Raw genomic sequence first — 13316 nt, 5'->3', positions numbered from 1 at the left:
AGCCATGAGGTTATGGATTCTGGTCCTGCTGATCGTCGTTACTATTGGTGTGCAGGCGAACGGCGATATTGTGGCCTACCAGTCGGGCGACTTGCCCCAAGCGCCCAAACGCGTTGTCAGCCTCGACGATCTTTCCACTGAATTGCTGGTTTCCCTGGGTATCGAGCCGGTCGGCGTTGGCAACCTGGAAGGTTATCGCCGTTGGGTGAAATTGGGGAGCGACCACCTGGCGAAGAGCGAGCCCCTGGGCTCGGCCCAGCAACCGAACCTGGAGCGCCTGGTTCAACTCAAGCCGGACCTGATCGTCGGTATCTCCAGCCTGCATTCGGCCCTCTTCGAACGGCTCGATGCACTGGCACCGACGGTACTCTACGACGTGTCCATGGCGCCGTCTTCCCGGGATGCCGTCACCGCTGGTGAGCAGATGCTTACTCACCTTGCGCGGCTGACAGGGCGTGAGCCGGAAGGCCGGAAAGTGCTGGATGAGATGCATGATGCGCTGGCGAATGCGCGAGCGGTGGCAGAACAGGCGGGCATCAGCCGGGAACCTCTGGCCGTGCTTTATCCGCTAACCCAGCAGGGCCTGTTTATCGTCTCTAATGAGCAGACGCTTGTGGTCAGTCTGGCCAATCGATTGGGTGGTCGAAACCCCTGGCCTTTGAACGAATCCCATAGCCTGCACCAGCGTATCGAGGTGAACGAAGTTGCACATCAGTCGGACCTGAACCTGCTGTTTATCGGCGGTTTCGAAGGTGCGCCTTTCTTCGAGAGTACGCTCTGGCAGGCGTTGCCGGTTGCACGGCATGGCGCCTATGGCTTCCTCGAAACGCCTTATTGGTCGTTTGGCGGCCCCTGGTCGGCAACGGTGATTGTCGGGCAGATGGCGGAGGCTTTAAACGCGATGGGTAAAGCTCCCTGAATTTTGGTATCTCGCGAGTTAGCGTGACAGGAGGGCAGGAGTCGTCACATGAGTCGTGAGACCATGGGCACCTTCGGCGCCTCAGAAGCTAAAGCATCTGCTACATGCTCGAGTTACCTGGGGAATGTAGCCGACGCTTCAGCTTCGGTGCAGCCCGCCGGGCTGCCCATTCCCGGAAGACTTCCGGTTATACGAATTTCCGCCAAAGCTCGTTAAGCTTAAATTTTTTATGGGCTCGTCCGTCTTTACTGATGAAACAGACCACGGGCCAAAAGGTCCGCGAATTCCATCGGTCAGGCGAGGTGCACAATGAGTTTTGATAACGACAAGACCGTCTTCCAGGTTGTCATCAATCACGAGGAACAGTATTCCATCTGGCCGGACTACAAGGCGATTCCGGAAGGCTGGAAAGCGGTAGGCGTGAGCGGCGACAAGGCAACCTGTCTGGCGCATATCGAGGATGTCTGGACGGATATGCGTCCCAAGAGCTTGCGTGACGCCATGGCCGGGGCGTGAAGCCATGGATTCGGTAATCGGCAAGCCTGAAGCTGCCTCCCTTTCCATAGAAGAAGGCTTGCCGCTGCGAGTCAGCCCGACGGCATCCGGCGTCAGTCTACAGAGCGCTTTTGCTGCGGTTCGCAAACTGGTGGATCAGCGACTGGAGACGGACGGCGCCATTCTTTTCAGCGGCTTTGAGGACCCCGGTGTTGAGGGTTTCCAGTCCTTTGCCGCGTTCTTCGGGCATCCGCTACTCAGCTACGAGTTCGGCTCGACACCCCGCAGTCGGGTGACCGGTGGCGGCGTTTACACCTCCACCGAGTACCCGGCCCATCGCTCGATCCCCTTGCATAACGAACAGGCCTACACCACGGAATGGCCTATGCGTATCTGGTTCTACTGTGCCCATGCCGCGCAGGAAGGCGGCGAGACGCCGATCGCCAACAGCCGCGAAGTCTACCGACGTATCGACCCTGCATTGCGCCAGCGGCTCGCCGACCGCGGTCTGCGCTATGTGCGCAACTACGGTAACGGGCTGGATGTGGACTGGCAGCAGGTATTCAACACCGACGATAAGGCCGAGGTCGAAGCCTACTGTCGCAAGAAACATATCGACCTGCAGTGGAAGGATGACGGCAGCTTGCGAACCTCGCAGTTATGCCAGGCCGTTGCCGTGCATCCTCGAACCGGGGACGCGGTCTGGTTCAACCAGGCACACCTATTCCACGTGTCGGCGTTGGATCCGGAAATGCAGGAGGTGCTATTGGGGACGGTCGGGGAAGAGGATCTGCCGCGCAACGTTTACTACGGCGATGGCTCGCCACTGGAGACGGCGGCACTCGATGAAATTCGCGGCGTGCTGGACGAATGCCGCATCTGCTTCCCCTGGCAGACCGGTGACGTGCTGATGCTGGACAACATGCTCACGGCCCATGCGCGCCAACCGTTCAAGGGGCCTCGCAAGGTTGTCGTTGCCATGGCGGAAGGCCATGCGCTGAACGCCAACAAGCTGAACGCCAACAAATAGTGACAGCGCTGGACAACGAAACGATAAACGGGTGCCCCATGCTGCAATCCTTGAATACCAACGTGCTTCCGCTGCCTGACGGGCAAACGCTCAGAGCGACCCGTTCAGACGATCGGGTGACTGTGGCGCTGGAGAGCCAGCCGCTGATGCAGTTCCGTCTCTCGACGACGGAGCTGGGCCTGGCAGTATCAGTACTGGAGTACGATGCTTCAGACCAGCGCCAGGCGGTATGGGCGGCCTGCTACTGGCTTTTCGCCAATCATCCGGAGTGCTCGAAGCTCGTCTGGGAAGGACTTGAGGCAGCGCCCGAGCTCTTGCGCAGCGGCCTTGTTGCACCTTCAAGTGCGGCGGATGACACCTTGCAAAGTTCCCGCACCCAATTCTGGCAGGCGGCCGGCCCTTGGGTCCGTACGGAGAGCAGCGCGGGCTATCCCCAGGTGATTGTCATGAATAACGGTGTGCGCTTCCCCCAGCGGCCACCCAAGCCCATCGGAGAAGTCTATCGTCGTTACGATGCCCGTCTCGGCAGCTGGATATCCTTGCGTACCCTTGATGTCGACGCAGATCTGGAACGCTTCAACCGTTGGCAAAATATGCCGAGGGTGGAAGAGTTCTGGGAAGAGGGCGGTAGCCTTGAGGAACACCGGACGCACCTGCAGGCGTTGGCTGCCGATCCGCATTGTCTGCAATTGATTGGTTGCTTCGATGACGAACCTTTCGGGTTCTTTGATACCTACTGGGCGCGGGAGGACCGGATCGGGCCCTATTACGAATCCGATCACTACGATCGCGGAATCCATATGCTGGTGGGTGAAGACCATCACCGCGGACCGCACAAGGTCGCCAGTTGGCTGCCGGCGCTGGTCCACTACCTGTTCCTGGACGAGCCGCGTACCCGGACCATCGTCTCGGAGCCTCGGTCTGACAACGATCGAATGATCAACCACCTCCAGCGTGTCGGCTTCCATCGGCAGAAGGATTTCGACTTTCCCCACAAACGCGCTGCCATGATGGCGCTCACACGTGAATGCTTCTTCGATCGCTGCACGATATGCTGAGGCCGAAAAGCCATTTCCGTGGATAAACCTCTAAACCGATGATTTCTGCCCTAGCACCCCTGTTTGTCGGCGACTTCGCTCACTACCGTGATGTCCTTGTTCTTGAGAATGATCCGCGCCCGTCATTCCCTGCGAGAGATCTTACTGAACCTGACGTCGTTGTATGGCTGCTGGAGCAATACGAACACGACGTGTCGAATGTCGACCGGCGGGCTCTCGTGTCCCAGTGGTCGCGCACCTATTTCCTCAAGCTGACGGTACCGACAGTGGCGGCTAACCTGGTCCTCAATCGGCAGTTGCCGGTAGGGCTGGATACGATGGAGATCGTTCTGGACGACGAGGGGCTGCCGGCAGCGTTCAAGATTCCGGATGAGGGTCAGGTCTGGAGTAAACCGCCGGCCGGACCTTTCGAGCGATTTGGTGCGCTGCTGGACGGCAACTTCTCTCCCTTCATCGAGTCGATGCATCGCCAGGTGAAAGTGTCGCGCAAGGTGCTGTGGAGCAACGCGGCCAATTACTTTGAGTGGCTGATTTCAGCAATGGCGCACTTGTCGGTCCCCGAGCCGATGCTGAAGGACGGTAGGGCGCTGATCGATACCGAACGTCGTACGGACGGCTCGCGCAATCCGATGTATGCACCGGTGCGTTACGTTGAGCGGGCAACGGGACCGTCGCCGTTACGGCAACGTCGGCATTGCTGTATACGCTATCTCTTGCCGGATCTGGATCTTTGCGAGAACTGCCCGCATATCGATAATCCGCCGAAAGGCGCAGGAGTAGCGGGTGCCCAAAGGTAACCGTCGGAGATAACCTTCCATCGATAGAATGATGCGGTTCACGTTGTTCACCGGCATCCTACGCGGGAACCCTTGATACCGGGAAACGTAGGATGCTGGTAAGGCTTGCCGAACCGCATCAACCGTTCGCCTACCCTTTAGTAAACCACCGCAATCCGATCCCCCTCGGTGTTCGGGTGGGGCATGACCGACATCGGGATGCCGTAGATGGCCTGCAGGGTATCGCTGCTCATCAGTTCGTCGGGACTCCCCTGGACCAGCAGTTTCCCGCTATGAAGGGCGATCAGGTGATCGCAGTAGCGGGCGGCCATATTGATGTCGTGGAGGACCACCACCACGCCGATATTCAACTGGTTGCAAAGTTTGCGGACCAGGGAGAGCACTTCCACCTGGTGGGCAATGTCCAGGGCGGAGGTGGGTTCGTCCAGTAGCAGGTAGCGCGCGTCCTGGGCCAGCAGCATGGCCAGCCAGACCCGCTGGCGTTCGCCGCCGGAGAGTTCGTCCACACGACGGTCGGCGAACTGTTCTGTGTCCGTCAGCGCCATGGCTTTTTCGACCTGGGTCCGGTCCTCGCTGGAGAAGCGGCCCAGTGCCCCGTGCCACGGGTAGCGGCCAAAGCGAACCAGGTCGATGCCGGTCAGGCCTTCGGCGGACGGCAGTTGCTGCGGCAGGTAGGCAATCTGGCGGGCCAGGGCCCGGTCCTTCCAATCCTTCAGGGGCTTGTTTTCCAGCGTGATCTTGCCGTCGCTGACGGTGAGCTGACGTGCAAGTAGCTTGATCAGCGTGGATTTGCCGGAGCCGTTATGGCCAATCAACCCGACCATGCGGCCGTGATCGATGTGCAGGTTCAGCGGATGCAGGAGGGTTTTGCCCGGAATCCGGTAGGTGACGGCATCCAGTTTGAACATTGGGATCCCAGTTTACGGCTCAAGTGGAGGCATGATGGTATGGCAAACGCTAATGGTTATCAATCGTCAGAGGATTAGATTGGGCGTTTGCCAACTTAAGCTTCGACTGCAACGAGACTGAGAACGCGTCCATTCCTGTTAGTGAAATGCGCGTCCAGCTCGCGGTCGGAGCACCAGTCAGTTGACAGATCAGTCAGCAGGCGAAGACGGGAAGATCCATCCGGATTTGTATCTACCAACTCGGCGTGCTCGAAGTAGAAGCGTTGGCGGGTGAGAGGATACAGGGCCTTGAAAAGGCTTTCCTTGAGGGAGAAGGCCAAGGTGAGGAATTCGCCGGGCGTGTTCGCCATCTGGCCGGCGAAGCGATCCTGTTCGTTTGCCGTCAGGATCTGATGGGCGAGTTTCAGGGCACGTGCGTCTGGCATGATCTGTTCCACATCCAGTCCCAGCCCGGCGTAGTGTGTCCTGCGCCCGACCACGGCCGCGGCCCAGCCGTGGCTGTGGGTAATCGAGCCAACGCAATCCCTTGGCCAAAGTGGAGCGCGATCTTCGCCGGTGCCGGGGCAGGCGGTGATTCCCAAAGACCGAAATAAGGCTTCGCGCGCGCAGAGGCGACCAGCGAGGTATTCAGTCTTGCGTTTGGCAACCGCGCGCTGGACGGAAGGTGGGGCGTCAATACCGCAGCGCAGGAAATCGCCGTCCTGCAGGGCTGTAGTGTCGAAGTTGAGGGCAATCAGCTGTAAGTCAGGCAGCGGCTGACGCCAGGGCCAGCTGTCGTCCAGCGCGCTGCAGCAGAGCGGCAGGGAGGTCATGTTCGACGTCCCCGGTGTGATTTATACGTTGAAGCGGAAGTGAATCACATCGCCGTCCTGAACGATGTAATCCTTGCCTTCCAGACGCCAGCGGCCAGCGTCTTTTGCGCCCTGTTCGCCGTTATGGGCGACGAAATCATCGTAGCTCACCACTTCAGCGCGGATGAAGCCCTTCTCGAAATCCGTGTGGATCACGCCTGCTGCCTGGGGGGCCGTGGCGCCGATCCGAACCGTCCAGGCGCGCACTTCCTTTACGCCGGCGGTAAAGTAGGTCTGCAGGCCCAGCAGTTTGTAGCCGGCGCGAATCACACGATCCAGCCCTGGCTCTTCCATGCCCATTTCTTCCAGGAAGATGGATTTCTCATCGTCTTCCAGTTCGGCGATTTCGGCTTCGAGCTTATTGCAGATGGGTACGACTACGGCATTCTCTTGTGCTGCAATTTCGCGCACCTTATCGAGGTGTGGGTTGTTCTCGAAGCCGTCCTCGTTGACGTTTGCGATGTACATGGTGGGCTTGACGGTCAGCAGGCACAGTTCGCGAATCAGCGCCATCTTCTCCGCATCCAGGTCCATGCTGCGTACCGGCTTGCCTTCGTTCAGTACCGGCAGCAGGGTCTGGAAGACTTCAAGCTGGGCCTTAGCGGTCTTGTCGCCACTCTTGGCGACACGTTCGACCCGTTTGATACCTTTTTCCACGGTGTCCAGGTCGGCCAGTGCCAGCTCGGTGTTGATCACCTCAATGTCGGATGCCGGGTCGACCTTGTTGGCAACGTGGATCACGTTGTCGTCTTCAAAGCAGCGCACCACCTGGGCAATGGCGTCGGTCTGGCGAATATTGGCCAGGAACTGGTTGCCCAGACCTTCACCCTTGGACGCGCCTGCCACAAGGCCAGCGATGTCCACGAATTCCATGGTGGTGGGAATAACTTTCTGCGGCTTTACGATCTCGGCCAGCTTGTTCAGGCGCGGGTCCGGCATGCCCACGACGCCCGCATTGGGCTCGATGGTGCAGAAGGGGAAGTTCTCAGCCCCGATACCGGCTTTGGTCAGCGCGTTGAACAGGGTGGATTTGCCGACGTTGGGAAGGCCGACGATGCCGCAGTTGAAACCCATGTAAAGCCTCTGCTGGATGCGAAAATTTGAAGCGGGAATTATACCGATGTGGCGCTATGGGTGCGAGGATCGAGGTGCAGGGAACCAGGACACGGCGCGAGGGTCAGGCTTCCGGGCGCACGCTGTGCAACGCATTCATCGCCCGGGGCAGTTCGCCGTTCAGGGCGTCGGGCAATACGCGCATGATCTCCGCGCTGATGTTATCCAGATGCGTGGTGTCCGCCTTGGTCAGGCGACTGAGTACATAGCCGGTGACCTGACGACTGTCGCCGGGATGGCCGATGCCAATGCGTAGGCGATGGAAGTCGTTGGTGCCCAGGTGGGCAATAATGTCCCGTAGACCGTTATGCCCACCATGACCACCGCCGCGTTTGAGCTTGGCCGTGCCAGGTGGCAGGTCGAGCTCGTCGTGAGCGACCAGGATCTGTTCGGGTTTGATCTTGAAGAAATCCGCGAGCGCTTTAACGGACTGGCCGCTGCGGTTCATGAACGTGGAGGGGTTCAACAGGTGCAGGTCGAAACCCTGCCATTGAACGCGGGCATAGAGCCCGAGGTATTTCTTTTCAGGTCGCAGGCTCTGACCCGCATCGCGGGCCAGGGCCTCGACAAACAGGGCGCCGGCGTTGTGGCGGGTGTTCTCGTAATCCGAACCAGGATTACCCAGCCCCACCACCATGACGATTGACTGTGCCATGTGCCGTCGTCCCTAGAGAGAGGATTACTCCTTCTCTTCGCCTTCTTCACCTTCAGCATCTTCGGCTTCGTCAGCCTTGGTGCCCTTCGGCAGGTGAACGGATACAACCGCCTGGTCGTAGTCCTCGCCCTGCAGCAACGCGGCAACCTTCACGCCTTTCGGCAGCTTGAGGTCGCTCAGGTGCAGGGTCTGGTCCATCTCGATGTCCATCATGTCGACTTCGATAAACTCAGGCAGGTCCTGCGGCAGACAGATAACTTCCACTTCGTTCAGCTGGTGGTTAACGGCACCACCCTGCAGTTTGATAGCGGGCGCAGCGGCTTCGTTAAGGAAGTGCAGCGGAACGTTGACGTGGATTTCGTGATCCTTATCGACGCGCTGGAAGTCGGCGTGGGTCAGGATCGGCTTGTACGGGTGACGTTGCAGATCCTTCAGGATGACGCTTTCTTTCTTGCCATCGACGTCCAGGGTCAGGATGTGAGAGAAGAACGCTTCGTTTTCCAGCGCCTTCTTCAGATCGTTGTGCCACAGGGAGATGGACTGCGCGTCCTTGTCGCCGCCGTAGACGACTGCCGGGATCTTACGTTCTTCGCGACGCAGGCGGCGGCTCGCACCTTTCCCCTGGTCGTCACGAAGGAATGCTTCGAGAACAAAATCTTGGGCCATGGTAATTACCTCAATAAACACCGGCACTGGCTCGCGACCAAGTTACAGCGCGGTGGTTTCAAATGTCCCGGAAATCAGCAACCGTAGAGGCACCGTTTTTCCCGGGTGTTAAACAAACGCGGAGCCATTGAGGGCTCCGCGTCTATTATTTCTTTTCGAAATTAAGGGCTTATTCAAACATTGCGCTGATCGATTCCTCGTTGCTGACGCGACGGATCGATTCGGCGAGGAGCCCTTCCATTCCGAGGGGGCGGATTCTATCACAGTTAGCGGCTTTGTCACCCAGGGGGATGGTGTCGCAGACGACCAGCTCATCCAGTTGCGAGGCGTTGATGTTCTCAATCGCCGGGCCGGACAGTACAGGGTGGGTGATGTAAGCCACAACGCGGGATGCGCCATGTTCTTTCAGGGCATTGGCCGCCTTGCACAGCGTGCCGGCCGTATCCACGATGTCATCTACGAGGATACAGGTCTTGTCGGTGACATCACCGATGATATGCATGACCTGGGAAACGTTAGCTTTCGGACGACGTTTATCGATGATGGCCAGGTCGGCATCGTTCAGGCGCTTGGCGACAGCTCGGGCGCGCACGACGCCGCCTACGTCAGGGGAGACCACGACGAAGTTTTCGAAACGCTGGCGTTCGATGTCGTCGAGCAGGACCGGCGTGGCGTAGATGTTGTCCACCGGGATGTCGAAGAAACCCTGGATCTGATCCGCATGTAGGTCGACGGTGAGTACGCGGTCGATACCGATGCTGGTGATCATGTCCGCTACGACCTTGGCGCTGATGGATACCCGGGTGGAGCGCACGCGGCGATCCTGGCGGGCATAGCCGTAATAAGGTATGACTGCGGTGATACGCGTGGCAGAAGCGCGCCGCAGGGCGTCGGCCATCACGATCAGTTCCATCAGGTTGTCGTTGGTTGGGTAGCAAGTGGGCTGGATGATGAAGACATCGTGGCCGCGGACATTCTCGTTGATTTCAACGGTGGTTTCACCATCGCTGAATCTGCCGACAGTTGCCTCGCCCAAGGGGATATGCAGTTTCTGGGCAATCTTTTGGGCAAGTTCCGGGTGGGCATTACCGGCAAAAATCATCAATTTGGACACGACGGAGTCCTTCTCAGTTTCAGCGTTGTGTTCAGAAGAAGCGGGAGAAAGGTGGCTGGGGTGGCAGGATTCGAACCTGCGCATGACGGGATCAAAACCCGTTGCCTTACCACTTGGCGACACCCCAGTATCGTGCTTTTTCGGCATCATTCCAGCTCTGTCAGCTTTGTGTGAAGCGGTGAACGATTCACCCCTCTTGTGACGAACCCGTTGATGCCGGAGGGTTTGCTTGCCCAAACTTCAAGGGCCTTGGATTCTGTTGGGAAACGTCCAAATATGCAAGCCCCGGTTCCGGTTAATCTTGCAGGTCCGAATTGTGAAAGCCATTCCTGGCTCTTTCTAACCTCCGGATACAGTTTAAGGACTATATCCTCGCAGTCATTTCGGTACCTCGAGGCGTCTCCCTCAAAAGCGGGCGCTATTGTGATTCTCGGGGTATCCCTTGTCAACCCTTCCTGTGAAAAAATAAGTCCGGTGTTTATATCGCAGTCAGGTTTGAGCACAACGAACCAGTCTTCGGGGGGGTGGACGGGCGTCAGGACCTCGCCCACGCCTTCGGCAAAAGCCGCAAAGCCGCGCACGAAGACGGGCACGTCTGCCCCGAGTTGAAGGCCCAGTTCAGCAAGCCGATCGATCGACAGATGTAATTGCCACAGGTGATTCAGTCCGAGCAGTGCGGTGGCGGCGTCGGAGCTGCCTCCGCCAACGCCGCCGCCCATGGGGAGCCGCTTGGTCAGCGTAATACGGACACTCCGCAGCGGCTGGTCGGTCTCCTGCTGGAGCAGGCGAGCGGCGCGGACAATCAGGTTGGCTTCGTTCGGTACGTCGGGCAGCGCCGGTTCGAGGATGATCTCGCCGGTGCCTTCCATCGGTTCGAAAGTCAGGTCGTCCCCATGCTCAAGGAACTGGAACAGGGTCTGTAACTCGTGATAGCCGTCCGAGCGCCGGCCGGTAATGTGCAGGAACAGGTTGAGCTTGGCCGGTGCCGGCAAGGTAAAGATCACGGCTGGGTCCCGGTTTCCTGCCATTGGGTGACGACCATGCGAATGCGCCGCTCGCCCTTGAGTGCAGTTATTCGGGCGGGCAATTCAGGGTAGCCGTCAATGAAATCCTTACGGCGGTCGAAACGAATATCCCAACCCTGTTGGCGGATGGAGGCCAGGTTGCCCTGATCATCGAATAGTAGCTCAAAGTCGCCCTCGGGCGCGGGTAGGCCACGTATCCACCAGGCCAGACTGTCTACCGGAAACTGCCAACCGGTGGCGGCCTCGATCAGCGCTTGGGGGTCCGAGGAACGGTAGGTTTCGCCGTCAGGCATCGTCAGGGTCAAATAACCCGGCATGCCCTGAAGTTCGGTGCGTCCCATCCCGAGGAAGGCTGAGGAGAGCAGTAGATGGTACTGCTCGTTCATCTGCCGCCATTGGTTGATCACCGCCGAACCGCTGTCGTCGGGCTGACGGATGGCCAGCTTGCCCTGCAGTTCCCAGTGGGTGAATTCTGAGAGCGCCTGGACACGTTCGGCCCAATCTGCCGGCGGCTGATTGGTCAGGCCTTCGGGCAGCGGTTCGCGCGGCACGCTGGCACAGGCTGCCAGGCTCAGCGCGATCGCCAGTACGAAGCCATGTTTGACGGTGCGATGGATTCCTGCGATCAAAGGTCCTGCTCCACGCCCAGGCGTTCCAGGGTGGCAGGGATGATCGTATCGTCCGGATGCTCGTCCAGGGCACGGCGCCAGACGACGCGGGCCTGATCCTCCTCGCCGTTCACGTACAGGGCTTCACCGTAGTGTGCCGCAACTTCCGGGTCCGGAAAGGCGTCGTAGGCCTGGCGTAAATAGTCCAGGGCCTGCGCCATGTTACCCAGCTTATAGTGAACCCAGCCAACGCTGTCGAGGATGGCAGGGTTTTGTGGGTCCAGGTCCAGGGCGCGCTCCAGTAACTCGCGCGCCTCCTGCAGGCGATCCGTGTTCTCCGTCAGGATATAGCCCAGGGCATTAAGCGCCACGGCATTGTCCGGTTGGGCTTCCACGATCTGCCGCAAATCGGCTTCTGCCTCTGCAATGCGATCCATCTCGTCGAACAGCATGGCCCGGGTATAGCGGATGCGGGCGTTCTCTGGATACTCCTGCAGGGCTTCGGTTGCGGCGCCTAGCGCATCGGCCTTCTGATCCAGATCGAGCAGGGTATTCACTTCGATCAGCCAGAGGTTTTCGGCCAGGTCCGGGTTCTGCTGGCGCAGGGTGCGCAAGTCCGCCAATGCGCCTTCCAGATCCCCGGTAGTACCGCGCAGATAGGTGGCGCGTGACAGGGAGGGCAGGAAATGCGCGCCTTCGGTAACCTGGCTGTAGTGTTCGATCGCTTCCTTGGGTTGCCCGGCTTCATCGTCCAGGCGACCCAGGTAATAGTGAGCCTCGTCGAGGTGATGGCCTTCTTCCACCAATTGGGTCAGGTTTTCCTCGGCAGCGTCCGCGTTACCGTTTTCCAGGGCAACCAGGGCGTAGGACAACTGCAGTCCCGGCACATCCGGGAAACGTTCCATCAGGGACTGGAACTGATCCTCCGCGGCCTGCATCTGCTCTTCTTCGATCAGCATGCGGCCATAGAGGGTGCCCAGCTTGCGGTTGTCAGGGAAGCGGCGGGACTGGTAACGCAGGTAGTCCAGGGCTTCCTGCTGCTGGCCCATCTGGTACAGCAAGTCACCGCGTAGGATGATGGCCGGCTGGAAGGGCGCCTGTTCGGACTCATCCAGTAGGGGTTCGATCTGTTCGAGGGCTGCTTGCGGGTCGCCGCCGGCCTTGAGCAGCAGGGCGATGCCATAGCGGATTTCGCGGTTATCGGGGTGGCGTTCAGCCAGGTCGCGGTAGAGCTTGAGCAGCTGTTGCTGATCCTCAGCCGGCAAGCGCGCTGAAAGAGCGGCCAGGTCATCGAAGTCGGCGTCCTCGCCTTGGGCCAGGATCTGCTCCATATGGTAGAGCGCCAGATCGAAATCCTTCTGCCTGACGTATTGGATGGCCGCGATCCGGTGGGCCTCAAGGTTGTTGGGTTCTACCTCAAGCCAGAGGTTGGCCAGCTGGAGCTGGGCATTGTCGCCGTTGAGGGACTGGGCAATGCGCATAGCCCGCTTGATAACGCCGATATCCCGCGACGATTTGGCGGCCTCGACGTAGTTGACCAGGGTCACGTCGTAGCGGCCGCGCTGAGCGGCGACCTCGGCAGCCAGCAGGCTGTAGAGGGTTTCCTGGTCGAAGTCGGCGTAGTTGATGGATTCTTCCGCAGGCGGTTGTGGCGCTTGCTGGGTAGTCGGTTCGGCGGACTCGGTCGCTTCTTCAGAATCTGATCCGGTGAGGTGGGCACAGCCCACAAGCCCCAGTCCCAACAGAACAGTGACAGCAGAAAAAACTGGTTTCATGATGCGTCCAATGGCGATTGGCTTGGGGAGCCTGGCGTCGGGTCCATAACGGTTCGGGCCCGTAAAAAGTGAAGTCCTGTTCATTCACGCCTACATTAAGGATGAAAGCCAGGGCAGGCTCCAATGTGCGCGGAACTATAATGGCACAAGGTTAAAGCCTTGCCCAATGACCGTTTGCTCATGGCCCTCCGCAAATTGCCCATGGCTGTCAGGCAGTTGCGCTTGGCCTATGCCAATGTCCTGGAGTCCGGGAATTTCCGCGTATAGCCTGGATTGCCGATAATACGGATAGTTCCCGGGTG

The 13316-nt window shown here is 59.2% G+C and carries 14 protein-coding genes and 1 tRNA gene; 5 read left to right on the top strand and 10 right to left on the bottom strand.

Annotated elements, in window-relative coordinates:
- Positions 1-4 precede the first annotated feature (4 nt).
- The 5 genes from RE428_RS17695 (at position 5) to fhuF (ending at position 4299) form a co-directional block, all read left to right on the top strand.
- A complete protein-coding gene (locus tag RE428_RS17695) occupies positions 5-919 on the top strand; it encodes an iron-siderophore ABC transporter substrate-binding protein (protein WP_004583269.1) in 915 nt (304 codons plus the stop codon).
- Between the two features lie 309 nt (positions 920-1228).
- The gene (locus tag RE428_RS17690) at positions 1229-1435 is read left to right on the top strand and encodes an MbtH family protein (RefSeq protein ID WP_004583268.1); all 207 of its coding nucleotides are present in this window, start codon (positions 1229-1231) and stop codon (positions 1433-1435) included.
- Between the two features lie 4 nt (positions 1436-1439).
- Positions 1440-2444 (top strand): TauD/TfdA family dioxygenase, encoded by a 1005-nt coding sequence (locus tag RE428_RS17685; RefSeq protein WP_004583267.1) that lies wholly within the window; start codon positions 1440-1442, stop codon positions 2442-2444.
- Between the two features lie 41 nt (positions 2445-2485).
- A complete protein-coding gene (locus RE428_RS17680; protein ID WP_040883919.1) occupies positions 2486-3502 on the top strand; it encodes a GNAT family N-acetyltransferase in 1017 nt (338 codons plus the stop codon).
- 38 nt (positions 3503-3540) lie between these two features.
- Entirely contained in the window at positions 3541-4299 is a 759-nt protein-coding gene (fhuF, locus tag RE428_RS17675) for a siderophore-iron reductase FhuF (RefSeq protein ID WP_004583265.1), read from the top strand.
- 137 nt (positions 4300-4436) lie between these two features.
- On the opposite strand, the gene RE428_RS17670 is transcribed toward fhuF, so the two are convergent.
- From RE428_RS17670 to RE428_RS17625, 10 genes are all read right to left on the bottom strand, one after another.
- On the bottom strand, positions 4437-5207 hold the full coding sequence (locus RE428_RS17670) for an ATP-binding cassette domain-containing protein (protein ID WP_004583264.1): 771 nt from the start codon (positions 5205-5207) through the stop codon (positions 4437-4439).
- A 95-nt stretch (positions 5208-5302) separates the two neighbouring features.
- Complete coding sequence (locus RE428_RS17665) at positions 5303-6019, bottom strand: 4'-phosphopantetheinyl transferase family protein (RefSeq protein ID WP_004583263.1); 717 nt, start codon at positions 6017-6019, stop codon at positions 5303-5305.
- A 21-nt stretch (positions 6020-6040) separates the two neighbouring features.
- Positions 6041-7132 carry a redox-regulated ATPase YchF gene (ychF, locus tag RE428_RS17660; RefSeq protein WP_004583262.1) on the bottom strand — a complete coding sequence of 364 codons (1092 nt, stop codon included), beginning with the start codon at positions 7130-7132 and terminating at the stop codon, positions 6041-6043.
- A 103-nt stretch (positions 7133-7235) separates the two neighbouring features.
- Positions 7236-7826, bottom strand: a complete 591-nt coding sequence (gene pth / locus RE428_RS17655; protein ID WP_004583261.1) for an aminoacyl-tRNA hydrolase — start codon at positions 7824-7826, stop codon at positions 7236-7238.
- A gap of 24 nt (positions 7827-7850) precedes the next feature.
- On the bottom strand, positions 7851-8492 hold the full coding sequence (locus tag RE428_RS17650; protein ID WP_004583260.1) for a 50S ribosomal protein L25/general stress protein Ctc: 642 nt from the start codon (positions 8490-8492) through the stop codon (positions 7851-7853).
- Positions 8493-8661: 169 nt separating this feature from the next.
- Complete coding sequence (locus RE428_RS17645; RefSeq protein ID WP_004583259.1) at positions 8662-9606, bottom strand: ribose-phosphate pyrophosphokinase; 945 nt, start codon at positions 9604-9606, stop codon at positions 8662-8664.
- Between the two features lie 52 nt (positions 9607-9658).
- A tRNA-Gln gene (locus RE428_RS17640) sits at positions 9659-9733 on the bottom strand.
- Between the two features lie 19 nt (positions 9734-9752).
- Positions 9753-10634 (bottom strand): 4-(cytidine 5'-diphospho)-2-C-methyl-D-erythritol kinase, encoded by an 882-nt coding sequence (gene ispE / locus RE428_RS17635; RefSeq protein WP_040883812.1) that lies wholly within the window; start codon positions 10632-10634, stop codon positions 9753-9755.
- A complete protein-coding gene (lolB, locus tag RE428_RS17630; protein WP_004583257.1) occupies positions 10607-11260 on the bottom strand; it encodes a lipoprotein insertase outer membrane protein LolB in 654 nt (217 codons plus the stop codon). Before lolB ends, ispE begins: the two co-directional genes overlap by 28 nt.
- Positions 11257-13014 carry a tetratricopeptide repeat protein gene (locus tag RE428_RS17625; protein ID WP_040883810.1) on the bottom strand — a complete coding sequence of 586 codons (1758 nt, stop codon included), beginning with the start codon at positions 13012-13014 and terminating at the stop codon, positions 11257-11259. The genes lolB and RE428_RS17625 overlap by 4 nt, the downstream gene beginning before the upstream one ends.
- Positions 13015-13316 lie beyond the last annotated feature (302 nt).

This window comes from Marinobacter nanhaiticus D15-8W, from assembly GCF_036511935.1.
Taxonomy (GTDB): Bacteria; Pseudomonadota; Gammaproteobacteria; order Pseudomonadales; family Oleiphilaceae; genus Marinobacter_A; species Marinobacter_A nanhaiticus.
This window is presented reverse-complemented; position numbering and strand designations above follow the sequence as displayed.